A 24075-nucleotide genomic window follows, 5' to 3' on the forward strand; every position below is an offset into this window, starting at 1 on the left:
TCGCAACGTACTGGTATTTTTGCCTCAGTTCCTATAAACTAATATAGATAAAAACTGTCGTCTTTCGTCAACATATGCGAAAGGCGCTGTAAGGAGCGGAACGCGAATGCCTAATAACAAATATTCCGCTGGAATCATTTTGCTGTTAGCCGGGGTCGTTATTTTGTTGGGCAAGTTAGGTGTATTCAGCTTTCTGGGCGCAATCTTCTGGCCGCTGCTCGTCTTAATTCCCGGCGTGCTTCTGCATGTTCTCTACTTCGGCAGATTAGTTCCGGCGGTCGTGCTCGTCCCAGGCGGAATGCTCGTCGTATATGCCCTGCTGTTTGTCGTTTGCAACCTTTTTGGATGGGATAGTATGAAATATTTGTGGCCGCTGTTTATCTTTGGAGTGGCAGCTGGTCTTTACGAATATTATTTGTTCGGTTCATCCAGACCGCGTGTTGTACTCACGGCATCGATTGCGCTTGCTGCCGCATCGGCTGTGTTTGTCATTCTTGTGCTTTTGTGGAGCTGGGGGATTTATGCGATTGCTGTTGCGTTAATTGCAGCAGGTGTTTGGATGATGCTAAGCAAACGCAAGCGTTGGTAAAAGATTTAAATAAAAAACAATTGGAGTGGATTACAAGTTATGCAAGCAAGAGAGAATTTACGGAATATCGCAATTATTGCCCACGTTGACCATGGTAAAACGACATTGGTTGACAAACTGCTACAACAATCAGGCACGTTCCGCGACCATGAAGCAGTGCAAGAGCGCGCAATGGACTCAAATGACATTGAGCGTGAACGCGGTATTACGATTTTGGCAAAAAACACAGCAATCAATTACAAAGACTATTTGATCAACATTGTTGATACGCCTGGACATGCTGACTTCGGCGGCGAAGTTGAGCGTATCATGAAAATGGTTGACGGCGTTCTTTTGGTTGTTGATGCATTTGAAGGCTGTATGCCGCAAACGAAATTCGTTTTGCGCAAAGCGCTTGAGTCAAACCAAACGCCAATCGTTGTAGTTAACAAAATTGACCGTCCAAATGCAAGACCTCAAGAAGTTGTAGATGAGGTTCTTGACCTGTTTATTGAACTTGGTGCAAATGACGCTCAACTTGAGTTCCCAGTAGTTTATGCATCTGCATTGATGGGTACTTCAAGTCTTGACCCAGAAAAACAAGATGAGAACATGGAAGCACTTTACGAAACAATCGTAAGCAACATCCCGTCCCCAACTGAAGATACAGAACAGCCATTGCAATTCCTTGTAACTTTGCTTGATTACAACGAATACCTTGGCCGTATTGCCATCGGTCGTGTTAACCGCGGCATGATTAAACAAGGTCAAACTGTTGCCGTTATGACTCGTGAAGGCGGAGTTAAGCAAGCAAGAATTGAGAAACTGTTTGGTTTCGTTGGTTTGAAACGTGTTGAGATCGAAGAAGCAGGAGCGGGCGATATCGTTGCGATTGCTGGTATTCGTGAAATCAACATCGGAGAAACCATTGCAGATCCACAAAATCCAGAAGCGTTGCCGGTTCTAAAAATCGATGAGCCAACACTTCAAATGACTTTCCTCGTTAATAACAGCCCGTTTGCAGGCCGTGAAGGAAAATGGGTAACTTCCCGTAAACTTCGTGAGCGTCTATTCAAAGAGCTTGAGACAGACGTAGCCCTTCGCGTTGACGAAACAGACAGCCCAGATGCTTTTGTCGTTTCAGGTCGCGGTGAGCTTCACCTTGGTATTCTTATCGAGAACATGCGTCGTGAAGGTTTCGAGCTTCAAGTATCCAAACCTGAAGTTATCATTAAGGAAATCGATGGTTCGAAAGTAGAGCCTTACGAGCGTCTTCTTATTGATTTGCCTGAAGAGAGCATGGGCGCAGTAATGGAGAGCCTAGGAACTCGTAAAGCAGAAATGATCAACATGATCAACAACGGCAATGGCCAAGTGCGTCTAGAATTCAAAATCCCTGCTCGCGGCTTGATTGGCTACCGTACACAATTTTTGACTTTGACACGCGGATACGGCATTATGAACAACGCTTTTGACAGCTATGGACCTCTAGCTGGCGCTGGTGTAGGCGGCCGTCGTCAAGGTGTTCTTGTTGCAAGTGAAAATGGTGTATCAACATTCTACGGCATGATGGGCGTAGAGGATCGCGGTATTCAGTTCTTGGAGCCAGGTACAGAAATTTATGAAGGTATGATCGTTGGCGAGCACACTCGCGAGAACGACATCATCGTAAACATCTGTAAAGTAAAACAACTGAACAACATTCGTTCAGCAGGTAAAGACGATACCGTAACATTGAAGAGCCCGCGTCTATTCTCACTTGAGCAAGCGCTTGAGTACTTGAATGATGATGAGTATTGTGAAATTACACCGAAGACGATTCGTCTTCGCAAGAAAATTTTGAACAAAAGCGAGCGCGAACGTGCGGACAAAAACCGTAAAAATGCGCAAGCAAGCGTGTAAGATTAGTTTTCTAAATGAACGTAAGGTTTTGCTCTGCAAAGCCTTACGTTTTCTTTAAAATATAAGTGGGATTATAAGTTGCTTAACTTATAATCCCACTTATATTTCACAGTGTTATGCGTACTGTGCAACTAAAGCACGGCGAAAGCCGTTTACAATGAATGAGGGAGGAATACGATATGCAAGCATGGCTAAGCGATCATAAGCTAGTCTCTTATTTAATCATTCTGGGTTTTACGATATACATATTCAATAAAGTATTTCGTGCACAGCAGAAGCTTCCGTTATTTAAAGAAATTTTAGTGTATGCATTGATTGCCTTCGGCTCTTTCGTTCTAATGATTTTGCAGGTGGACAAGCTGCCAATCATTCAATGTATGGGAGTAGCCGTTCTTATGATGCTTATGCTCCGTGGTCGTCAATTGTACGACAAATGGAAGGGCAACAAACCAAATGACAGTCAATCTCCAAATGCGGAATCCGGCAAATGAAGTTCGAGGACGCACTATTCAACTGGCTTCAAATCAAGCTGGTTGCTGATGCTCGTCCCGATGACAATGCAGCATTTGAGACACTAACGTTTTTTGAGCAAATATTGACAGAGGATCATGGGTTGACGGAATTTGTAATTACGAAGACCGATGATACGATGGTTCATGTGAAATACGAGAAGGATGGCCGTACCAAACTTCAGCTTTATCCTCGTGAGCTGGGTGAACAGCTCTTGACGGATATTGAATCCAATCCCAAATACAACTGAACTTGAAGGTGGATCATATGAGTAAAGGATCAACAGCATTACCACCAAGAACGGGCTCTCGTCCACCGGCAAAACCAAAAAAGCAGAAGCCGCGAAAAAAACGTTCGGCAATGAAAATCTTTTTTACATTGCTATTTTCAATACTTCTGATCGTAGCAGCGGGTTTAACTTATTTGGTCTTGCAAGCGGATAAAGCCATTGATGAAATTTCATCGCCAGTTGATGAAGAGGTCGTTATACCGCCTGGAGAAGCTGTAAATGAGAAGGCAGTTGCCATGCTTCTGATGGGAATCGATGCTCGTGCTCATGGAGGAGGTTTGAATACAGACGTTATGATGGTCGCTGTATTTAATCCGAATTCGAAGAGCGCTACTATCGTTACCATTCCTCGGGATACTAACATTGATATCGAAGGATACCGAGCTCGCAAAGCCAATAGCTTTTATGCTGATTTCTATATGAATGCGCTCAATAAGAAGAAATTAAGCAAAGAAGCAGCTTATGCGGATGCGAAGCAAGAAGTGCGGAATGTTATGAGCAAGCTGTTCGACATCGACATTAAATACTCTGCAGTCATTAATTTCCAAGGATTCGCAGATGTTGTTGATGCGCTTGGCGGCGTGACAGTGGATGTAGATAAGCGTATGAAATACAAGGACTCTGCTGATGGCACAAATATCGATTTGGAAGCAGGCGTTCAAACGCTAAGCGGTGAGAAAGCTCTAGACTTTGTTCGTTACCGCAAATCAAATAATGGGAAAAACATGTCAAGCGACTTTGAGCGCAATGCTCGTCAAAGCCAAGTTATCGGAGCACTAACGGACAAGATGAAATCATTTGACGGCGTTACGAAGATTGGGTCCGTCATGCAAGCAGTCGGTAAAAACTTGACGCTGGATATGCCTTCCAAAGAAATTAAAAATATGATGACTACTTATTTGGGTTTAAGCCGCAATGATATTACATTCATCCCTCTTGAAGGAACTTGGAGAAGTCCTTATGTTTATATGGACGAAGAGAAGCTGAAGGAAGCTCGGGCTGCACTCCAAGCAAAAATGGCTGAATAACCGTAGACTATAGCTAATATTATAGCTATAATAAATCTACAGAGGCCATTTTTGAAATCTGTTCAGAAGGAGGTCATGCGAATGACCAATACCGTATCCTTAGTATCCGAGCTACCGATCGAAGTTTTGCATAAGCAATCTATCGTTCTAATGCACAGAATTGATGCGGTTTCTGACGGACTGGCCTTGAACTTTTCTGGTGGGCTTAGTGCGAACGACGACGTCGTAAGCTTGTCCACTACCCTTGCGTGCGAGGAACCGAATATGAATATTGCTGCGAACACCTTTGTTGTACAGGTTCTCGTAGCTGTGAAGAAAGCCTAGTGATAGCTCACTAGGCTTTTTGTGTCTTCAGGGATGCCTTTACAATTTCTTATTCATTTTTGGAGCTTGTTTCTCGAGTTCCTGAGGGATGACATCACGCGGCATTTGTGGAATTACTCTGCCGATAATATCGGCCATCTCCTCGGCAAAGCCGGATATCGGTTTGCCACGTCTAATATCGGCGCCGATTTCATTGATTCTCTGGGACATATCGATATCTGCAGTCACGAGTGCATCTATACCGTATGGATCTTTACGGAATGCTTCGGCTACGGCATATTTGATTGTACCGACTCTAGAACGCTCCATCTTGGCGTCTACATCGATGCCAACAATTGCAGTATTCCCGAACACGACACAGTGCGCGTTCGTAACTCCGTCAATTCCTTTGGCCAACTGCTCCAGATGTACCGCAACCTGTTCTGAGTTTTTAATTTCTTTTTTCCTTGGCTCGGTTTGCTGCGTATGGACACGGCCATCATTTCGTGGAGAGGGTGATGTTTCATTACGTGCGACGGTGCTGCAACCTGTCGCAACAATCGCAACAATGATCGCAGAAGTAAGCCATTTGTACATGTTTGACACCTCTTTTTCTCGATGAATAGCTGATAGTCACCTGTCCGCCATAGTTTACCCGCAGCAGCGATATGCTATGTATGGCCTCTAATGAATATCCAACACCGGGAGGGTTCTCATGAAAAAAATATTCGTGCTCGATACAAATGTGCTGCTTCATGATCCGCAAGCGATTTTTGCTTTCGATGATAATGAAGTCATAATTCCCGCGGTTGTGTTGGAAGAAATTGATTCAAAGAAGAGGTTGGCTGATGAATTAGGGCGAAATGCGCGTTCGATCTCGCGTCTGCTCGATAAGATGAGAGAAATAGGCCACTTGCATGAAGGGATTGAACTGCCTAGCGGCGGCTTGCTCAAGGTAGAATTAAATCACCGCAGCTTCATGCGAGTACAAGAAATGTTTGGGGAAATGTCCAACGATAATCGGATTTTGGCGGTTGCGCTGAATTACCATATAGAACAGGAAAATGAGCCGGAGAAACAAAGTATCGTATTAGTTAGCAAGGATGTACTCGTTCGTATCAAAGCTGATGTTCTAGGCTTGCAGGCTCAAGATTATTTATCTGATCGGGTTGTTGTTTCGTCGGAGTTTTATTCGGGCTATATGACGCTTTATGTTCATCCCGCAGTCATAGACGAGTTTTACACTTATCGCTTCCTTACAGTTAACAACATGCACCTAAATATTCGATTAAATCCGAATGAATTTGTGATTTTGCGCGATGAAATGGGAACCTCGAAGTCAGCGCTGCTTAAGGTTAGCCAAGACGGGGCGAGGCTTGAGCCTTTATTTTTAAGCAATGATCCGGTTTGGGGAATAACCGCTCGCAATGCTCAGCAGCGCATGGCGCTTGAGCTGCTTCTAAATGACGACGTGCCGCTCGTGACACTTACCGGCAAGGCTGGTACGGGTAAGACGCTTCTCGCGCTGGCAGCGGGTCTTCTGAAGACGGAGGATGAGCATAAATACAAGAAGCTGCTAATCGCAAGGCCTGTTGTACCTATGGGGAAAGATATCGGATATTTGCCAGGCGAGAAGGAAGAGAAGCTGCGGCCATGGATGCAGCCGATTTATGATAATTTGGAGTATTTGTTCGATACGAAGAAATCAGGCGACATTGATAAAATATTGATGGGAATGGGCAGCATTCAGGTCGAGGCTTTAACTTACATTCGTGGCCGATCTATTCCCGGGCAATTCATTATTATTGATGAAGCACAGAACCTTACGAAACATGAGGTGAAAACGATTGTTTCGAGGGTCGGTGAAGGAAGTAAAATCGTTCTTATGGGAGATCCTGAGCAAATAGATCACCCTTATCTGGATTCGATCAGCAATGGTTTGACCCATATTGTGGAACGCTTCAAAGCAGAAGGCATCAGCGGCCATATGACGCTTGAGAAAGGCGAACGCTCCAAGCTAGCCCAATTGGCAGCGGATTTACTATAACGATTGTGCCCCTCTTTGGAGAGGGGCTTTTTTTATTTGCAAAAATATAAGGTTTTTTGGACAAAAAAACAAATTATTGTTATCCTATTTTTAGTAGATTTAAGGATGAAAGGAAGAAGGCTGTGACTCCCAGAAAATACGTGCTGGTTTTATTCGGCACATTACTGTTAGCAGCATTATTACTTATCCCATTCTCACGAAATGCAAACCCTGCAAGCACTGGAAAACCTGACGGGAAAACAAATGTTCAACCCGCTCCCGGTACTCTAGTTGTTGATCAGCTGTCTGACATTACTGTAAGCGTTTCCTTGCCGAACATGCAATATCAACAGCTGCAGGAATTAAACCGGAATTTTATGATGAAATATCCTCATATTCAAGTCGAGCTTTCAAATGAGCCGAATAAGGAAAGAGCATACGATCTGTGGACGCTTCAGAGCCAGCAGAGAGAAGCCGCAGATATTATGCTGTTAGATAATGGATGGGTTAGATCATTTGCTGTACGAGGGTTTCTAAAGCCTGCAGACAGCATGATGACAGGTGACACGCTCACCGATCAAATGACAGGATTGCTCGATTCGCTCAGATGGAACGGTTATTTATGGGGCGTACCAAAGGACTTAAACCCGTATATCATCGTTTGGAACTCTGCACTGCTTAAGGAGACAGGTCTTAAGGAGCCTCCTTCTGACTTTGCTTCCTTTCAGGCCGCCGCTTCAAAAATGATCGAGCTTCACCCGCAAGCGAGTATTGTAAACTGGAGTGCAGGCGATTTGCAGCAGCAGCTAACTTGGTTAGCCGCGTTTCAAACGAAACCAGCCAACTTATTGAAATTGCTTCCGCTGAGTGAGCAGCAGACTCAGCAGTTGGAATGGTTTCAACAAATGGAAGTGAATTTGAGCAGAATCGATGTGGATGCAATCAATCAATTAGCAGAGGAGTTTCAAAATAATAATCTGTTTGCAGCTGTAATTCCGTGGAATCAATACGAGCGTTTAAATGAGGATTTGCGAATGAAATTAACGATTAATCGTGAGCAAGTCTATTATCCATGGTTGAATGGACGAAGCTACGCGATTTCCTCAAACAGCGATGAAGAAGAGGAAGCGATGCTCTGGATTGGGGAAATGACCGAATTAATGAATCAACAGATGACCTATGACCGATTTGGCATCTTACCTGCAAGATCATCATTATATTCGTTTAACAGCACCCTTCAAAGCGATCAAATTCATATCCCGCCTGCTTGGTGGAAAAATGCGCTGAACACTAAGCTTGCAGATGAAGATCTCCCGATTTCAGATCCCATTTGGCCTGAGAAATGGCGTCAAAGGGAGAAGTTATGGGCAATGTTTTCCGATGGCAATTTTCAATTGGCTGAATATATGAAGTCGCTTGCCGCGTTAGAGTGAAATAAAAACAGCCGGCCTCATTTTGCAATGATGGCCGGCTGTTTTTTTTGCTTGATAGATGAATGATGACAGCAGCTATAACTTTAGGCTGAGCTTGATGGTCAGTTCTCCGTCTTTCATTTCAACAGCATTCGCTTTAAGAAACGAAACAATTAAATCAGGATAAAATCCGAGATCGAATTCCTTCTCGAGCGCACTGCGTGTCGTGTCAGGAAGGGAGAAGCCATTAAATATGAGTTCATCGACATGAAATAGGATGGCGTTTTTGGGATCATTTTCGATCGTGTAGTGACCGCTGATTTTTATTTCCATGTTGTCGCGTTTTCCTTGAGCAATGACCTTGTCATCAATGAATTCAAAAGAGAAATGATTGAAGATATCATTTTGCTCGCGAAGGAATGTATTTAAATCATCTTCGGGCACGCGAATGGTGTATTGAAAACCTTTTATTTCGAGCAGCTGCTTATTTTCTTGTACCCAGCTTGGCAGCTTCTGCATAGCCTTCGAGAGTGCTCTGAAATATTGTTTCACTTCAGCTATTCCTGCTGTTTCCCAGTAAGAAGTAAGCTCCTTCATCAAAATGCGTATGCGATCGGCATCTGATCTGCCAGCTAGCTGCTCGTCAAGCTGCTTCTCAAGCGCAACTACGCGCTCTCTCTGCGTTTTGAGCTGTTGTTCAATCGTATTGAGCTCATTCTGCCTAGCTTCAAGCTTCTCGTAACCCACTTTAACTTTCTTGTATTGCTCGACATATGTATTCAAGGTATGCTTGTCATGAGTAAGTATAATTTCGGCATAATCCAACATTTGAAACAACTCCGATAATGAATCGAACGATAAAAGAGCGCTAAGCAAAAAATCTCGTTCTCCCATATAGTAAGCGCGCAGCACATTTCCTGCTTCTGCTTGCTTGTCCGCTATTTGCTGTTCTTGTATGAGCAGCTGCTTCTCCGTGTCCGTCATCGTCAGCATGAGCTGCTGCTTCTGTTCTTGTATGCGGATGATTTCTTTATCGATTTCCACGACAGACAAGCTTTTCTCAAGCAGTGCATGCATATCCGCCTCATCAGCCGGCAGAGGCTCAGCCCAAGCGGGAAGCCGAAACAGGAACAAGAAAATGAGTAGCATCGAAGTGGCTGCGATAGAAAATCGATTGCGCCTGGCTGGCAATGTCAACGGCATCGTCCCTCCTCAGCATTCATTTTATGCGGCAATCCATTCTATTATATCTTACAATTGGAAAAGGATGAACCTTATGATGATGGAAAACGAGCTCGCAGCCTCAATTGCGGAAAAAATAGCGGGTGCAAAAACGTATGGCAAGTTTGTAGATGAGGATGGAGGCTGGAGTTCAGTCAAATGCATCTCTTTTTTTCAATATATGCAGGCATGTCTATATGATCCGCAATATGGTTATTACCGTTCAGGGCCAATTAGAGTGGGCAAGGAGGGTGATTTTTATACGAGCTCAGGCATTGGGCAGGTGCTTGCTGAAGTTCTAGCGAAATATGCGCTGGACTATGCGGCATTAGTGGATAAACCTCTTAAACTGATCGAGTGGGGAGCAGGTACGGGGCGATTGTCTGCTCAAATTGCGGCTGCAGGTTGTGAGCGAGACTTGGATTGGAAAAGTAAAATGCAGCCAATTCTAATTGAGGATCATCCTGCGCATGCTGAAGCAGCGCGGAAAGCCTTTGCAGATTTAAGCTTATCGGGTGAAGAACCGCTGCTTTCATCTTCAGATGATGCTTGGGGGGAGACCTGGCTTAAGCAGCCAGCGATTGTGCTCGCAAACGAGCTGTTTGATGCTTTTCCTGTACACCGTGTGCAGCTAGTGAATGGAGAGCTGATGGAGTTAGGCGTTGCTTATGATGATGAGCGTGGTTTCGTTGAGGTTCAAATGCCGCTTACCGATAATCGGATTACAAATTGGCTTAATCGGGATCATATTCAATTGCTTGAAGGGCAGCAAACGGAGGTGCATGCTGGTGCAGTCGATTTCCTTAATAAGCTTGGAGCCGTGATGACTAGGGGACGTTTCGTCATTATTGATTATGGGCATAAAGCGGAGGAATATGCGGCGGAGCACCGGATGCTTGGTACACTTATGTGTTATTCGCGGCATCAGACGAACACCAATCCGTATAGTCGAATCGGAGAGCAGGATATCACTTCACATGTCCCCTTTACCTTTATACATCATTCCGCTGAAGAAAGCGGATTTCAAGTAGCAGGCTATATGACACAAAAACAATTTTTGATTGAGCACGGCGTAATGGATATGCTTCAAAATCACAACAGCACAGATCCTTTCAGCAAAGAGGCGCGAAGGAATAGAGCGATTAGGCAGCTGCTGCTAAGCGATCAGATGAGTGAGGCGTTTAAGGTGATGGTTTTGGAAAAAGGATGAATGATATACAAAAAAAGTGTCAGCCCTAAAGGGGCTGACACTTTTTTGTTTAAGGAAAAGAACTCATATGTACTCTTGTTTGTTCTTACCTTAAGCGCATAACGAACCATTATCATTTAGGATAATGGCTGTTCTTTCATGGCTTTGATTAAAGCTTGCCTTAGCGTATTTCGCTGACGCCTTTGTTAGAACGGCAAGTCCATCTTGAAGACCGACCAATACGTGAAACCCACGAATGAAATGATCATATATCCCCAGAACATTACAATGTAAGTTCTTTCGGAGAAATTCAAGTAGCCTAGAAATACGAAAGCAACGGCTTGTGCAAAAAACAATAGCGCAAATTCCGTCATATGGCCTGCGAAAGCCATAAGTCCGATTACCAGGGTCCAAAAGCCAAGTACCCGATACATACGTGCCATGATAACATCCCCCTTTCGCTGCGACCCGATTTTCTAATGATCATTATAACGTTTGGTGTAATAAGTGTAAACCAAAATACGTGAAGAAATCGCAAATTTTTTGTTTGCATCTAATTAACTCCTGTTGACTTAGATATAGTTTGCTCAAATATAAGAGCTAACATGTATGAGTAATTGAAAATTTGGTTATACAAATTAGTATCCAATAGATTCTATGAACTCTACCAAGGGCATAGAGATAAAGTAAGCGCCTTTACGTTAGGAGGTTTTTGTTGCATGACAGCAGTTAGACAAGATGCGTGGAGTCCGGACGATGATTTAATTCTCGCCGAGGTTACACTACGCCATATTCGCGAAGGTAGTACTCAGCTTGCAGCATTTGAAGAAGTGGGCGAACGAATTGGGCGTACATCCGCAGCATGCGGATTCCGCTGGAACAGTTGCGTTCGCAAAAGGTATGAGGATGCAATACAAATCGCTAAGCAGCAGCGCCAGAAGCGTAATTATTTAAAAAAACAAACGATTATCGCAACGCCGCATGTTTCATCGATTGCCGTTTTTGAAACGGAAGAACGTGGATTCAAGCAAGAGAGTGGTGCAATCGAGGAAAGTTTATCGGTAGATGCTGTTATTCGTTTTCTCCGTGGATGGAAGACGACCTATCAGGATTTAACCCGCCAACTCAAATGGTATGAGAAGGAACTGAAAGACAAAGAGGAAGAGCTATACCGTTTGCGTGATCAGAATGAGAGATTGTCCAAAGAGGTTAACAATGTTCAAACGGATTACCGTGCTGTGAACGACGATTACAAGACACTTATTCAAATTATGGATCGTGCAAGAAGGCTTACCGTTTTAACGAATGACGATGAAGCTAAGCCGAGATTCAAGATGGATGCTAACGGCAATTTGGAACGGATTGAATAGGTTATAATGCGTAAATAAGAGGAGCTGGCCATTATATGGCCGGCTTCTTTTTCTTTTGCGCTTTTTTTATAGAAGAGTCTAGTCGGCTAAACTTGTATCAGTTGCAATATTTTCGGAAAATTTGATACGATGTTTGCTAATATTATTGATGAGCAGCAGCTGGTCGGAAGGAGTATAAGGTGCAGATAGATGTAGTAGGTGGGGGCTCGTTAGGACTGCTCTATGGAGCGAAGCTAGCAGAAGCAGGGGCGGATGTTACGATTTGGACGCGCAGTGAGGAACAGGCTGATGTGCTTGCTAATCAAGGCATTAGGCTTAAGGAGCTAGATGGAGCAAATGAGAAATCGATTCGTATCAAAAGTATATGGAGCGGGTCTGTTTCAGAACATAGAGAACGTTATGACGTCACAACACAGAATGCCGACTATCGCTGGGTGCTGCTGAGCGTTAAACAATCGGATTTGGATGAAGTTTTTCTAAATATGCTTGCTTCGCTTCTTGCCAGCTATGCTGGAGAGCGTGTGGCAGTCGTATGTATGCAAAATGGAATTGGACATTTAGAGCGAATTAAAAGCAAACTTCCTACCTATCCGCTATTTGCAGCGGTGACCACAGAGGGGGCGAAACGACTCGATGTTCGTTCGGTTGAGCATACGGGGAAGGGGCAGCTTTGGCTTGGTGAATGGAGAGAAAATGAGCGCAATCAAGATGATTCTCTCGATAACTCGCAAAAAATGTTGATTTCTTTGCTGGAAACGGCAGGATTTACCTCTTTTCTGTCGAAAGACTTGGAGAATCGAATTTTTAATAAGCTGCTTATTAATGCAGTCATTAATCCATTAACGGCAATATTGGATGTGGAGAATGGACAGCTGCCGCTCCATCCTGTCGGCGTGAAGCTTATGCAAGCGCTATATGAGGAAACCGTTTTGGTGTTAATAAAAGCTGGAATGAGCTTGCCGGAGAATGGGTGGGAGCTCATTTTAAAGGTTTGCAGGCAAACCAGCAGCAATATTTCTTCTATGCTTAGTGACGTAAGAGCTGGCAGAGCAACAGAAATCGATGCCATTAATGGCGGAGTCGTGCAGCTGGCTGAGAAGAATGGGCTGCAAGCGCCGTTAAACCAAGCAATAGTTACGATGATTAAAGCACTAAATCTTAAGTCGACTATGAAGGAGTGAAGGCCGATGGAAATGATTTGGGAAAGCATCAAACATGCATACGCTTATTTGGCTGTAATTCCAATCATACCCTTCACCATCATTTTGTTTGGATATGGAGCATATATTCAGGATCGAAAAAAAGCGTTCCGATTGGCAATGGATGTTACGACAGCCTTATTAATTGGCTGTGTTGCTGTATTGTTTGATGAGCTGTTTAACAGCAGATTCGGGATTTACGGCATATTGCTATTCATGCTGCTAGGCGGAGGTTTGCTTGGAAACGCCCAATTTCGCAAGCGCGGCGCAGTGGATGCCAAAAAGATATTTCGGACGATATGGCGGCTAAGTTTTTTTACCATGAGCGTGCTGTACATCGTTTTTATGTGCATCGGCATCGGCAAAATGTTTCTGACTGCTTAACTCAAATAATAAATTGCTAAACGCCTCTCCCGAGCAGAGGTGTTTTTGTTTTGACGGACGGCTTCACCATTGTGTACAATTAAAATGTTCAGTTTTAAAATATGAAGTCGTACTAACGACTATTAAGCGGGAGGTTACGGGCTGCGCTATGAGAACAGATACTTATGCATTGCCTATTGCACAGCCTTTGACAGAGGCTTATATACATCAAAACGATGACCGGATTGAAGCTTTATATGGCTATCATGCGGGAGTTGATCAAGATTGGGTTAAACGCTTTAATCGTTTGGAGCAAAGCGGAGAGGTTAGAGCTGATGCAGCTCAAGTAGCTCGCGCGCTTCGTGCTTACAATGAAGCGATTAACGCTGATCCAGAAGTTTTTGCTTCCATTTCTGCGATGGCAGAGGGGGCTCCGGTCGTGGTTGGAGGTCAGCAAGCTGGTTTATGGACGGGTCCGCTGCTTGTCATACATAAAGCGGTATCCATCATAGGTGCGGCCAAAGCTGCAAGTGAGCAGCTGGGGCGGACGGTTGTTCCTGTATTTTGGGTAGCCGGTGAAGATCATGACTGGGATGAAGCAAACCATGCCTACGTTATTACAACGGAGCAGGAGCTTCGCAAGTTGTCCGTTGTGCGTCCTGAAGGTGCGCGTACAGCTGTAAGCCGCACGATGATTGCAGCAGAAACATGGGAAGAGCTGCTTGCTGAGCTTGAACAATCGCTTCCGCATTCGGAGTTCAAACCTGTGATGCTAGAGGAACTGCGCCAAATGTCGAAACAAGCGAAATCATTATCTGATTTTTTTGCAATGATTTTGAGTCATTTATTCGGGAATCACGGCTTAGTATTAATGGATGGCGATCATGAGGATATTCGTCGTATAGAAGCGCCTATGTTCAGGAAGCTGATTGAGAAGAACGATGAATTAGAGCATGCTTATGCTGCTGCTGCAGATAAGGTGAGAGAGCTTGGTTACAGCCTTCAGGCGGATGTAACGGCTGGCAGCTCGAATCTTTTTCTCTTCAACTCGGATAACGGCGAAGAAAGAACGCTTCTTCACAAGAAGGATGGAAAATTCCAAGATCGTAAAGAGCAAGTTTCGCTAACGGAGGAACAGCTCCTTCGGATCGCTGACGAGCAGCCGCAGCAGCTTAGCAATAATGTTCTGACACGGCCGCTTATGCAGGATTATTTATTCCCTGTTCTTGCGACTGTGCTTGGTCCTGGGGAAATTGCCTATTGGGCTTTAACTGGAGAAGCATTCCGAACGCTGAATATGGAAATGCCCATTATCGTGCCGCGTATGTCTTATACTTTAATTGAAGGAACAGTTGCCAAGCACATGGATAAGTATGAGCTTTCCTTTGAGGATGTTATGGAACATTTCGAAGAGAGCAAAGGGAAATGGCTGAAGGCACAAGATGGCTTGTCCATTGAACAGCAATTTGCCGAAGCAAGAGATACGTTTGAGCAGCTATATAAACCGCTTCTTGAGCTTGCAACTTCCGTACAACCGTCGCTCTCTAAGCTTGGGGATACGAATTTGCAAAAAATAGTAGAGCAAATCAACTATATGGGCTCAAAAACGGTAGATGCCTTCAACAAACAATTTGAAGCATCCACACGCCAGCTTGATCGTATCCATCTGTCGATTAACCCGCAGAACAAGCCGCAAGAGCGAGTGCTTAATATGGCAGCCTATTGGAATCGTTACAGCCTGATTTGGCTTGATAAGCTGCTTGAAGCGCCATTTAGCCGTACTGGTGGACATGAAATCGTTTATTTATGAAATATGAGGAGGCAAATGGAATGAGTACAGCAAATAAAAGCATCGTAGCCGATCTATCATTGGCACCTGAAGGCCGTTTGAAAATTGATTGGGTAGCTGCGCATATGCCGGTATTGAATACGATTCGCGAGCAATTTGAGAAGGAACAGCCTTTTAAAGGACTGAAAGTTACAATCGCTCTTCATTTGGAAGCGAAAACCGCTTATTTGGCTAAGGTAGTTAAAGCGGGCGGTGCTGATGTTACTATAACAGGCAGCAACCCGCTATCAACACAAGATGATGTTTGTGCCGCTCTCGTTGAGGATGGCATTACTGTATTTGCCAAATATAATCCAAGTGCTGAGGAATTTAAAGCACTTAATATTAAAGCGCTGGAGTGGAAGCCTGATCTTATCATTGATGATGGCGGCGATCTTGCAACGATTCTAAATTCGGAGCATCCAGAGTTTGGCGAGAATCTGCGCGGCGGCGCGGAAGAAACAACGACAGGCATTATTCGATTGAAAGCGATGGAGAAAGACGGTTCACTGAAATTCCCTATGGTCGCTGTTAACGATGCATATTGCAAGCATCTTTTTGATAACCGCTATGGTACAGGGCAATCCGTATGGGACGGTATTAATCGCACAACGAATTTGATGGTTGCGGGCAAGACCGTCGTTGTTGTCGGTTATGGCTGGTGCGGAAAAGGTGTAGCCATGCGTGCGAAAGGTCTTGGCGCAAATGTTGTCGTAACTGAGATCGATGCGATTAAAGCGGTCGAAGCTTATATGGACGGTTTCGCGGTAATGCCGATGATCGAAGCGGCTAAGGTTGGCGAGTTTTTCGTAACGGTTACCGGGAATCGCGATGTTATTCGCGGAGAGCACTACAAGGTGATGAAGGACGGGGCGATCATTTCCAACGCAGGTCACTTTGACGTCGAAGCGAACAAACCAGAACTTGCAGCATTATCTTCAAGCGTAAGGACCGTTCGCCGCAACATTGAAGAATATAAGCTGGAGGATGGACGCAGCATTTACTTGCTGGCAGAAGGCCGCCTTGTTAATTTGGCTGCTGGCGATGGTCATCCTGCAGAAATTATGGATATGACGTTTGCACTTCAAGCTGTTGCACTAAAATATGTAAATGAGCAGTACAAAGCGATTGGCAGCAAAGTAGTCAATGTTCCTTATGAGCTCGATGAGCAGGTAGCGAGACTGAAGCTGCAATCTCTAGGCTTCGGCATTGATCAGCTGACAGCGGAGCAATCGGCATATTTGGACAGCTGGAAAGAAACAGAATAAAGCATTGAAGAAGCCGCGAGCAATCGCGGTTTTTTTTATGTGGAGATAAAAGAAGCAATTGATTCGTTTACACCGATGATTAGATCCGGCGGATGTTCGGGTTTTGATGGACAATGTTGTAACCTTTTATTCCCAAATTGCGTCTAGAGGTAAATAAAAGCAAGGGGGTATTTTCTTGTATAGACATAAAAAAGGGATATTTGCAATTATTTCAATTGTTTCTCTAGTTGTTCTGCTTGTTGGATGCGCTTCCTCAGATGGGGATACGAGCAGCTCTAAAAACTCGGCTTCTGAACAGATGTTATCAACAACAGCTTCTAGAAACGTAGAAACTGAGATGAGCTATACCTTGAATGACAATGCTGCTAAAGCGGAAGAGGCTCCAGCTGAGGGATCGGGCGAGAGCAAAGCATCTGGCGGGGGAATTGATGCTCAGCTGGCCATCGGCACGGATGGATTCAACCAGAAAATTATTTATACTGCTAATTTAAGTATGCAGGTGGACGATTTAGCTTCTGCAGCAACCTCGCTGCGCAATGCCATTCATCAAAGCGGCGGTTATCTTTTGCAATTTCAAGATACGAAGCACGAGGGAGAAATTGGATCAAGCTATACGATTAAAGTTCCTGCTGCAGGGTTTATGTCGTTCATTGATCGGATTGAGCAAATTAAACATAATGAATTTGAACGCAATATCGGCGGCAAGGACGTATCTGAGGAATATGTGGATCTTGAATCCAGGCTGAAAGCGAAGCAGCTTGTTGAAGCTAGACTGCTCACCATGATGGATAAAGCGACAAAGGCTGATGATCTGTTAAAGTTTTCACAGCAGCTCTCAGGGGTGCAGGAGGAAATTGAACGAATCAAAGGAAGAGTTCGCTATCTGGATAATAATGTAGCTTTCTCGACGGTGGAGCTGCGCATGTACCAAACGAATCAAACACTAAAAAATAAAAGTTTGGAAAAACCACATTTAGGCGGAAGGATGTCGGACGCGCTAGTTAACAGTACAAAAGTAGTTTGGGATGCCATCAATCTATTGTTAGTTATTTTAGTAGGTGCATTGCCTGTATTAGCTATATTGGCTGTTATTTCAATCCCAATCATTTGGTTCTATCGAAGAAGGAAAGAGACGGCGCCGAAGCCATCCAAGCCTGAAAAAGAGCAGCCGCCAACGCTGAAATGATTAATAATCTTTAATAGTGTGAAATATTTTAGAAAATCCTGCTCACTGAGCAGGATTTTTATTTTAGGTGGCGAACTACTGTTACTAGGTGGGGAAAAGTGGTGCAAAGTGGTGGAAATAGGGGGAGGGGTGGTTCAAAGTCATGTTTATGGGTGAATATCAACATAGCATTGATGAGAAAGGCCGAATCATCATACCTTCGAAATTCCGCGAATCGCTTGGAGCCTCGTTTATTGCAACCCGTGGATTAGATAATTGCTTATTCGTATATCCCATGAGTGAGTGGACCGTTTTGGAGCAAAAGCTGAAAACATTGCCTCTTATGAAATCAGATGCGCGAGCATTTACCCGGTTTTTCTTTTCCGGAGCAACCGAATGTGAGCTGGATAAACAGGGAAGGGTAAATATACCTAGCCATCTTCGTGAATATGCGAAGCTGGACAAGGATTGTATGGTGCTCGGCGTTTCTAGTCGCGTGGAAATTTGGAGCAAGCAGACTTGGGACGGTTATTACGAACAATCCGAACAAACCTTTAACGAAATCGCCGAAAAGCTCGTTGATTTCGATTTCAACTTCTAGAATAGACAACAAGAATGGAGGGCTTAGGCGTGTTTCAGCATATTACAGTACTTTTAGAAGAAGCGGTTGACGGTTTGGCTATAAAGCCAGATGGCATCTACGTCGATTGTACGCTTGGTGGTGCAGGTCACAGCGAATTAATAGCCTCCCGGTTAGGCGAAGGAGGACGGTTAATCGCTTTCGATCAGGATGACTGGGCGCTGGAAAATGCTCGTGTTAGGCTTGCTCCTTATATAGATAAGGTTACACTCGTAAGAAGCAACTTCCGCGATTTGGAGCAGGAGCTTAGAAATTGCAACGTTCCTATGCTGGATGGCGTTCCGCAAGTCGATGGCATATTGTTCGACCTTGGCGTATCCAGTCCGCAGTTAGACGAAGCTGAGCGCGGCTTCAGCTATAACCATGATGCTCCGCTCGACATGCGCATGGATCGCGAGGGTGATCTAACCGCTCATGAAATCGTCAATACTTGGGACGAACGTGATATATCCCGCATTTTGGATCGTTATGGTGAAGAGAAGTTCGCTCGGTCCATCGCTAGAAATATTGTGAAGGCACGAGAAAAGGCGCCCATTGAGAAGACTGGTGAATTAGCTGAATTGATAAAAATATCGATTCCTGCTGCAACTAGGCGCACAGGCGGGCATCCCGCCAAACGCTCCTTCCAAGCGCTACGTATCGCAGTTAACGATGAGCTGGGAGCAGAAGAAGAAGCTTTGGAGCAAACGATTCGCTGCTTAGCCCCTGGCGGCAGAGCATCGGTGATCACTTTTCATTCGCTTGAAGATCGTATATGCAAGCAATTGTTTGCAAAGTTTGTGGAGAAATGTACATGCCCGCCCGATTTTCCGTTATGTGTATGCGGCAATGCTGGGAAAGTGAAATTAGTCAATCGTAAGCCGATCGTACCTTCAGAGAGAGAGCTAGAGCTCAACCCGCGTGCAAGGTCGGCCAAGCTTAGAGTTGCAGAAAAATTGTAAGAGGGGGATTTGAATTGGCGTATGTGAATGGCAATTTAGCGCTGCAGCCTAAGCGAAAGCAGGATCAGCAACCGGTTATCAAGGAAACGAAGCGGCTTGTTAAAACTCGTAAATCCTTACCGGTTCAGGAGAAGTTGTTGTATATGTTTACTGTATTAATGTGCGTTGTAGTTGCTGGTGTCATTATTTTACGCTACGCGCAAATCTATGACATGAGCCTCGAAATTAAAAAGTTGAATAGCGAATACCAGACGATGAATGTAGAGATGGAAGACTTGAAGAAACAAGTAGAGATGCTCAGTGATTCAGAACGTATACGCAAGCTTGCAGAGACCCAAGGGATGGTTAGCTCTATTGAGAGTGGAATTACCGTAAATACAGGTGACGACGCGATAAAATCAGCAATGAGTGAATAGGGTGAGCGATGATGAAAAAAAGAATTAGATTGCGGACACTATTGTTTGGAGGGGTAATGACCCTCCTTTTTCTTGTTTTAATAAGCCGAATTTATATTGTGCAAGTAGTAGAAGGCGCCAAATGGTATGGACTTGCAAAAGAAAGATGGTCAACAGAAGAAAAGATGCTGGCCAAGCGTGGCACGATCGCCGATCGTAACGGGAGTGTTCTGGCAATGGATACGATCGCTTATAATGTGACGTTAAATCCGAAGCTAATTGACGATCAGGAACTTGCAGAAGAAATTATTAATGGTTTGCATGACATCCTTGGCACTTCTAAGGAAGAGCTTCGAAAAAATGTAACTGCCAAAAAAGAGGACGGGAATTACTTTGTATATCGGGAGGTGCGTAGCGGAGGCTGGCAAATTGACAAAGCACATGCCGATAAAATTAAACAGTTCCGTGAAGATTTAGCCAAAGAAAAGGAGGTATATAGCGTCGGCATCGATTTGCAAGAAAATTTAAAACGGTATTATCCTAAAAATTCTCTAGCTGCACAGCTTGTCGGTTATTTGGATAAAGAGGGAGTTGCGATGACTGGCGTTGAAGCTTCATTCAATGAGCAGCTCTCGGGTGAGGATGGCTATATCAAGTATGAGAAGGACGGAAAACGCGTTCAGCTTACGGAGGGTGAAGTAGACTACAAGCCTGCCAAAGACGGTCAATATGTACAGCTGACGATCGATAACGAAATTCAGCATTATGTGGAGGAAGCGCTTCAGGAAATTATGAAAACCTATTCTCCTAAGAGCGCTACAGCGATTGCGGCTGATCCTAATACGATGGAAATATTGGCGATGGCAAACATGCCGCAATATAATCCGAATGAATATTGGAAAAACAACTCGAACTCTTACAATCATGCGATTAAATCTTTATATGAGCCCGGCTCAACCTTCAAAATTGTAACGCTGGCTTCAGCGGTTGAAGAAGGTTTGTTTAATCCAGATGAATTATACAAATCAGGTCAAATCAAACTGAAAGGTGTACCTAATCCAATCCGTGATATTAAGCGCGAGGGATGGGGAACCATTTCATTTTTGGATGGCTTGAAATATTCAAGTAACGTTGCCTTCGTCAAGCTTGGTTATGAGAGATTAGGGGAACAGAAGCTGAGAGAATATTACACGAATTTTGGATTTGGGCAAAAAACAGGCATTAAGCTTGGGAATGAGCTAAGCGGTACGATTAACTTTAAATACCCGAGTGAGATTGCGAATGCTACTTTTGGACAAGGGGTAGTTACGGTTACGCCTATACAACAGGTTGCAGCTGTCGCGGCAGTAGCTAACGGCGGAAAGCTGTTTCAACCACAAATCGTAAAAAGCATGACAGATCCATCGACCAAAACGACGACGACTTTCGAACCGAAGATGGTTCGCCAAGTGATCTCAGAGGAAACCTCTAAAAAAGTCGGTGAGTATTTGGAGCAGGTTGTATCGGATCAGGATAAGGGTTCCGGTAAAAACGCTTATATCGAGGGTTACCGAGTAGCAGGTAAAACAGGAACCGCTCAAAAGGTTACTACGGTAAATGGAAAAAGCGGCTATTCTGATTCCAAATATGTTGTTTCATTTATTGGCTATGCGCCGGTTGATAATCCGAAAATCGTCGTTTATGTCGTCGTAGATGAGCCAAATACTACTTTTGCTTCCGGGGGAAAGATCGCTGCTCCAGCTTTTAAACAAATCGTTCTCAAAAGCTTGCGTAAAATGGGAGTAGCGCCTAACTATCCGGCTGGTTCTGCAAACTCGAAGAAGGAAGCGACAATAACGGTTCCAGATTTAACAGAGTTTAAAGTTCAACAAGCGAAAGCAGAATTAACAGCGAAGGCCATGACATTTGATTTGATCGGAAATGGTAAAACCGTGCTTCAGCAAATACCTGCTCCCGGTTCAGCCGTACACCCGACACAGCGAATATATTTAATAACGGAGCAGCGTGAAAAGCTGGCTATCCCTGATCTGACTGGGGTTTCGCTGCGGGATGCTCTTGAATTAACCTCTCTTATCGGCATTCGGCTCATTCCGGAGGGGCAAGGGTTTGTTGTGTCTCAGAAGGAAGAGACTTTGAATAAAGTAAGAGTGCTCAAAGTTGTACTTGCTCCTCCGACAGGAAAAGAAGGCCAATCTGGCAATGCGGAAACAAACCCTGATGCGACAGAAGGCGGCGATAAGGGTAGTGAGGCTGGAAAAGAAGATGAAGCTGGCACCAACGGTGGAACCTCCGAGGGTCAGACAACTTCAAATGGAGATCAGGCTGCTAATTCCAATACAAGCAGTAATGGTAACGCTGCTCCTGAGTGATCCATATATCGAATTATTAAGGGATCTAATATGATGTTGCTTAAAGCTTGTTCTATCATCCGCTTGTCCCGAATAATCTGGGAATGAGCGCAATTGAGCGCTCCTTTCGAAACGGTCAAGCGGAGGGGGAACAAGCGATGAAGGTATCTAATGTAACGGTTAGACGACGTTTATTTATCGTGCTCATACTTGCTGGGGTGTCATTCCTAGCATTATGTGTGAGACTTAGCTTTGTACAACTATGGCAAGGTGAGCAGCTGGCGGATAAAGCAGAGGATTCATGGAGGCGCAACATCCCATACGTAGCCAAGCGAGGCGAAATCGTTGATCGCAACGGTATTCAGCTCGCCTACAACGTAAGCTCACCTACCGTATATGCGATTCCTGTCCAAATCAAGGATCAACAGGCTGCAGCAGCAGCGCTTGCCCCTTTGCTCGACATGTCGCAAGAAACGCTCTATAAAAAAATTAAAACACGAGCGCTGATCGTTAAGCTTGGCCCAGGCGGGCGAAAAATTACAATTGATAAAGCTGAACAAATACGAGAGCTGGGTCTTGATGGCATCGTTGTAGCTGAAGACAACAAACGATTTTATCCCTTCGGCAGTTTAGCGGCGCATGTGCTAGGTTTTACGGGGATCGACAATCAAGGCTTAACCGGTGTAGAAGCAAAATATAATACAGAGTTAAGTGGTATCGGAGGCAGCGTATCCTTCTTGTCAGATGCAGCGGGCAGACAAATGCCGAATTCTTCGGACACCTACGTGGAACCTAAGGACGGGCTTACGATGCAGCTTACGATCGATAAGCAAATTCAGACGGTTATGGAACGTGAGCTTGATCAAGCGATGACGAATTTACAGCCTAATGGTATAATCGCGATTGCGATGGATCCGAATAACGGTGAAATTTTAGGTATGGCGAGCAGACCTACTTACGAGCCAGACAAGTATCGAGAGGTTCCAACTGAGGTTTATAATCGAAATCTTCCTATTTGGATGACATACGAACCAGGCTCTACCTTTAAAATAATTACGCTTGCTGCAGCCCTTGAGGAAAAAAAGGTTGATTTGAAAAACGAACGTTTTTTTGATCCAGGCGCTATTGAGGTGGGCGGTGCTAGACTTCGCTGCTGGAAAAAGGGCGGACATGGCAGTCAGACTTTCCTTGAGGTGGTTGAAAACTCCTGTAACCCCGGGTTTGTAACGCTTGGTCAGAGGCTGGGCAAGGACAAACTATTTGATTACATTAAGAACTTTGGCTTCGGGACGAAGACGGGCATCGATATTGGCGGCGAAGAAAATGGGATCTTATTCAAGCTTAGTCAGGTCGGTCCGGTGGAACTTGCCACTACGGCTTTTGGTCAAGGAGTCTCCGTTACACCAATTCAGCAAATAACGGCTGTTTCCGCAGCAATTAACGGCGGAACGCTGTATAAACCCCATGTAGCAAAAGCATGGATAAACCCGGAGACGGGAGCGACCGTAGAAACGGTAGAATCGGTTGCGGTTAGGAAGGTTATTTCGGAGGAAACGTCCAAGCAGGTGCGTGAAGCGCTTGAGAGCGTCGTAGCCAAAGGAACAGGCCGCAATGCCTTTATTGACGGGTATCGCGTAGGCGGCAAGACGGGTACTGCTCAAAAGGTTATTAACGGACGTTATTCCCCTAATGAGCATATTGTATCTTTTGTTGGCTTTGCCCCAGCAGATGATCCGAAGATCGTCATTTATGTTGCGGTTGATAATCCGCAAGGGATTCAGTTCGGCGGAGTCGTTGCAGCGCCGATTGTTCGCAATATGCTGGAGGATGCGCTCACCATTCTGGAAGTTCCGGCTCGTGAGAAGCAGATCGACCGTATTTATAAGTATGGAGAAACACCTATCGTTACAGTTCCGAACTTGATTGGCAAAACGGTATCGGATTTGTATGAGGATATGAATATGAATTTCAATCTGACTTCCGCAGGTTCTGGGAAAACGGTCATACGCCAAGCTCCAGCCGCTGGAACCCGTGTAGATCGCGGATCAACGATTCGGATCTATTTGGGAGAAGAAGATAATATATCCCACTCGCATTGACTATAATGGTA

Annotated in this window: 23 protein-coding genes; 20 read left to right on the top strand and 3 right to left on the bottom strand. The window is 44.6% G+C overall.

Annotation, left to right across the window (positions count from 1 at the left end):
• Positions 1-106 precede the first annotated feature (106 nt).
• From AC1DOV_RS19295 to AC1DOV_RS19320, 6 genes are all read left to right on the top strand, one after another.
• On the top strand, positions 107-589 hold the full coding sequence (locus AC1DOV_RS19295) for a hypothetical protein (RefSeq protein ID WP_054027942.1): 483 nt from the start codon (positions 107-109) through the stop codon (positions 587-589).
• Between the two features lie 39 nt (positions 590-628).
• Positions 629-2470 carry a translational GTPase TypA gene (typA, locus tag AC1DOV_RS19300; protein WP_441882957.1) on the top strand — a complete coding sequence of 614 codons (1842 nt, stop codon included), beginning with the start codon at positions 629-631 and terminating at the stop codon, positions 2468-2470.
• 179 nt (positions 2471-2649) lie between these two features.
• On the top strand, positions 2650-2961 hold the full coding sequence (locus tag AC1DOV_RS19305; protein ID WP_076268136.1) for a YlaH-like family protein: 312 nt from the start codon (positions 2650-2652) through the stop codon (positions 2959-2961).
• Positions 2958-3230, top strand: a complete 273-nt coding sequence (locus AC1DOV_RS19310; protein WP_430060796.1) for a hypothetical protein — start codon at positions 2958-2960, stop codon at positions 3228-3230. Before AC1DOV_RS19305 ends, AC1DOV_RS19310 begins: the two co-directional genes overlap by 4 nt.
• 17 nt (positions 3231-3247) lie before the next feature.
• On the top strand, positions 3248-4297 hold the full coding sequence (locus AC1DOV_RS19315; RefSeq protein WP_475448788.1) for an LCP family protein: 1050 nt from the start codon (positions 3248-3250) through the stop codon (positions 4295-4297).
• A gap of 81 nt (positions 4298-4378) precedes the next feature.
• Positions 4379-4621 (top strand): hypothetical protein, encoded by a 243-nt coding sequence (locus AC1DOV_RS19320; protein WP_477550785.1) that lies wholly within the window; start codon positions 4379-4381, stop codon positions 4619-4621.
• Between the two features lie 39 nt (positions 4622-4660).
• Here the strand turns inward: AC1DOV_RS19320 and AC1DOV_RS19325 are convergent, their stop codons facing one another.
• Positions 4661-5197: a YhcN/YlaJ family sporulation lipoprotein gene (locus AC1DOV_RS19325; RefSeq protein WP_441882964.1), complete on the bottom strand. Its 537-nt coding sequence runs from the start codon at positions 5195-5197 to the stop codon at positions 4661-4663.
• Between the two features lie 118 nt (positions 5198-5315).
• Between AC1DOV_RS19325 and AC1DOV_RS19330 the strand changes: the two genes are divergently transcribed.
• Both AC1DOV_RS19330 and AC1DOV_RS19335 read left to right on the top strand, forming a co-directional pair.
• Entirely contained in the window at positions 5316-6647 is a 1332-nt protein-coding gene (locus tag AC1DOV_RS19330) for a PhoH family protein (protein ID WP_076268141.1), read from the top strand.
• A gap of 122 nt (positions 6648-6769) precedes the next feature.
• Positions 6770-8059 (top strand): extracellular solute-binding protein, encoded by a 1290-nt coding sequence (locus AC1DOV_RS19335; RefSeq protein WP_477550786.1) that lies wholly within the window; start codon positions 6770-6772, stop codon positions 8057-8059.
• Positions 8060-8134: 75 nt separating this feature from the next.
• Here AC1DOV_RS19335 and AC1DOV_RS19340 read toward each other — a convergent pair whose 3' ends face one another.
• The gene (locus AC1DOV_RS19340) at positions 8135-9241 is read right to left on the bottom strand and encodes a coiled-coil domain-containing protein (RefSeq protein ID WP_477550787.1); all 1107 of its coding nucleotides are present in this window, start codon (positions 9239-9241) and stop codon (positions 8135-8137) included.
• 73 nt (positions 9242-9314) lie between these two features.
• On the opposite strand from AC1DOV_RS19340, the gene AC1DOV_RS19345 reads away from it, so the two are divergent.
• Positions 9315-10469: a class I SAM-dependent methyltransferase gene (locus tag AC1DOV_RS19345; RefSeq protein WP_477550788.1), complete on the top strand. Its 1155-nt coding sequence runs from the start codon at positions 9315-9317 to the stop codon at positions 10467-10469.
• 185 nt (positions 10470-10654) lie between these two features.
• On the opposite strand, the gene AC1DOV_RS19350 is transcribed toward AC1DOV_RS19345, so the two are convergent.
• Complete coding sequence (locus AC1DOV_RS19350) at positions 10655-10891, bottom strand: DUF2626 domain-containing protein (protein WP_053375484.1); 237 nt, start codon at positions 10889-10891, stop codon at positions 10655-10657.
• Between the two features lie 276 nt (positions 10892-11167).
• Here AC1DOV_RS19350 and AC1DOV_RS19355 point away from each other — a divergent pair, with 276 nt between their 5' ends.
• The 11 genes from AC1DOV_RS19355 (at position 11168) to AC1DOV_RS19405 (ending at position 24064) form a co-directional block, all read left to right on the top strand.
• Positions 11168-11818: an RsfA family transcriptional regulator gene (locus AC1DOV_RS19355; RefSeq protein ID WP_076268145.1), complete on the top strand. Its 651-nt coding sequence runs from the start codon at positions 11168-11170 to the stop codon at positions 11816-11818.
• A 179-nt stretch (positions 11819-11997) separates the two neighbouring features.
• Positions 11998-12999 carry a ketopantoate reductase family protein gene (locus AC1DOV_RS19360; RefSeq protein ID WP_477550789.1) on the top strand — a complete coding sequence of 334 codons (1002 nt, stop codon included), beginning with the start codon at positions 11998-12000 and terminating at the stop codon, positions 12997-12999.
• A gap of 6 nt (positions 13000-13005) precedes the next feature.
• Positions 13006-13401 carry a DUF3397 domain-containing protein gene (locus tag AC1DOV_RS19365; protein ID WP_339208710.1) on the top strand — a complete coding sequence of 132 codons (396 nt, stop codon included), beginning with the start codon at positions 13006-13008 and terminating at the stop codon, positions 13399-13401.
• A gap of 148 nt (positions 13402-13549) precedes the next feature.
• Positions 13550-15190, top strand: a complete 1641-nt coding sequence (gene bshC / locus AC1DOV_RS19370) for a bacillithiol biosynthesis cysteine-adding enzyme BshC (protein WP_477550790.1) — start codon at positions 13550-13552, stop codon at positions 15188-15190.
• Positions 15191-15210: 20 nt separating this feature from the next.
• Positions 15211-16476, top strand: a complete 1266-nt coding sequence (locus AC1DOV_RS19375; RefSeq protein WP_076268149.1) for an adenosylhomocysteinase — start codon at positions 15211-15213, stop codon at positions 16474-16476.
• Positions 16477-16651: 175 nt separating this feature from the next.
• Entirely contained in the window at positions 16652-17662 is a 1011-nt protein-coding gene (locus AC1DOV_RS19380) for a DUF4349 domain-containing protein (protein ID WP_477550791.1), read from the top strand.
• Positions 17663-17804: 142 nt separating this feature from the next.
• Entirely contained in the window at positions 17805-18242 is a 438-nt protein-coding gene (gene mraZ, locus AC1DOV_RS19385; RefSeq protein WP_076268151.1) for a division/cell wall cluster transcriptional repressor MraZ, read from the top strand.
• Positions 18243-18271: 29 nt separating this feature from the next.
• On the top strand, positions 18272-19222 hold the full coding sequence (rsmH, locus tag AC1DOV_RS19390) for a 16S rRNA (cytosine(1402)-N(4))-methyltransferase RsmH (RefSeq protein ID WP_477550792.1): 951 nt from the start codon (positions 18272-18274) through the stop codon (positions 19220-19222).
• A 23-nt stretch (positions 19223-19245) separates the two neighbouring features.
• Positions 19246-19638 carry a cell division protein FtsL gene (ftsL, locus tag AC1DOV_RS19395; RefSeq protein WP_256710903.1) on the top strand — a complete coding sequence of 131 codons (393 nt, stop codon included), beginning with the start codon at positions 19246-19248 and terminating at the stop codon, positions 19636-19638.
• A 56-nt stretch (positions 19639-19694) separates the two neighbouring features.
• Positions 19695-21986, top strand: a complete 2292-nt coding sequence (locus tag AC1DOV_RS19400; protein WP_477550793.1) for a penicillin-binding transpeptidase domain-containing protein — start codon at positions 19695-19697, stop codon at positions 21984-21986.
• Positions 21987-22123: 137 nt separating this feature from the next.
• Positions 22124-24064, top strand: coding sequence for a stage V sporulation protein D (locus AC1DOV_RS19405; protein WP_339208717.1), 1941 nt, complete (start codon positions 22124-22126; stop codon positions 24062-24064).
• Positions 24065-24075: the final 11 nt, after the last annotated feature.

The organism is Paenibacillus sp. 01T47, from assembly GCF_056398245.1.

What these genes read in the sequence shown, in the direction of transcription:
- AC1DOV_RS19310 (WP_430060796.1), top strand. Translation starts at nt 2,958, where the DNA reads ATGAAGTTCGAGGACGCACTATTCAACTGGCTTCAAATCAAGCTGGTT.
- AC1DOV_RS19400 (WP_477550793.1), top strand. Translation starts at nt 19,695, where the DNA reads ATGACCCTCCTTTTTCTTGTTTTAATAAGCCGAATTTATATTGTGCAA.
- AC1DOV_RS19345 (WP_477550788.1), top strand. Translation starts at nt 9,315, where the DNA reads ATGATGATGGAAAACGAGCTCGCAGCCTCAATTGCGGAAAAAATAGCG.
- AC1DOV_RS19340 (WP_477550787.1), bottom strand. Translation starts at nt 9,241, where the DNA reads ATGCCGTTGACATTGCCAGCCAGGCGCAATCGATTTTCTATCGCAGCC.
- AC1DOV_RS19315 (WP_475448788.1), top strand. Translation starts at nt 3,248, where the DNA reads ATGAGTAAAGGATCAACAGCATTACCACCAAGAACGGGCTCTCGTCCA.
- typA (WP_441882957.1), top strand. Translation starts at nt 629, where the DNA reads ATGCAAGCAAGAGAGAATTTACGGAATATCGCAATTATTGCCCACGTT.
- bshC (WP_477550790.1), top strand. Translation starts at nt 13,550, where the DNA reads ATGAGAACAGATACTTATGCATTGCCTATTGCACAGCCTTTGACAGAG.
- AC1DOV_RS19330 (WP_076268141.1), top strand. Translation starts at nt 5,316, where the DNA reads ATGAAAAAAATATTCGTGCTCGATACAAATGTGCTGCTTCATGATCCG.
- AC1DOV_RS19365 (WP_339208710.1), top strand. Translation starts at nt 13,006, where the DNA reads ATGGAAATGATTTGGGAAAGCATCAAACATGCATACGCTTATTTGGCT.
- AC1DOV_RS19295 (WP_054027942.1), top strand. Translation starts at nt 107, where the DNA reads ATGCCTAATAACAAATATTCCGCTGGAATCATTTTGCTGTTAGCCGGG.
- AC1DOV_RS19355 (WP_076268145.1), top strand. Translation starts at nt 11,168, where the DNA reads ATGACAGCAGTTAGACAAGATGCGTGGAGTCCGGACGATGATTTAATT.
- AC1DOV_RS19350 (WP_053375484.1), bottom strand. Translation starts at nt 10,891, where the DNA reads ATGGCACGTATGTATCGGGTACTTGGCTTTTGGACCCTGGTAATCGGA.
- mraZ (WP_076268151.1), top strand. Translation starts at nt 17,805, where the DNA reads ATGTTTATGGGTGAATATCAACATAGCATTGATGAGAAAGGCCGAATC.
- AC1DOV_RS19320 (WP_477550785.1), top strand. Translation starts at nt 4,379, where the DNA reads ATGACCAATACCGTATCCTTAGTATCCGAGCTACCGATCGAAGTTTTG.
- AC1DOV_RS19305 (WP_076268136.1), top strand. Translation starts at nt 2,650, where the DNA reads ATGCAAGCATGGCTAAGCGATCATAAGCTAGTCTCTTATTTAATCATT.
- AC1DOV_RS19405 (WP_339208717.1), top strand. Translation starts at nt 22,124, where the DNA reads ATGAAGGTATCTAATGTAACGGTTAGACGACGTTTATTTATCGTGCTC.
- AC1DOV_RS19375 (WP_076268149.1), top strand. Translation starts at nt 15,211, where the DNA reads ATGAGTACAGCAAATAAAAGCATCGTAGCCGATCTATCATTGGCACCT.
- AC1DOV_RS19325 (WP_441882964.1), bottom strand. Translation starts at nt 5,197, where the DNA reads ATGTACAAATGGCTTACTTCTGCGATCATTGTTGCGATTGTTGCGACA.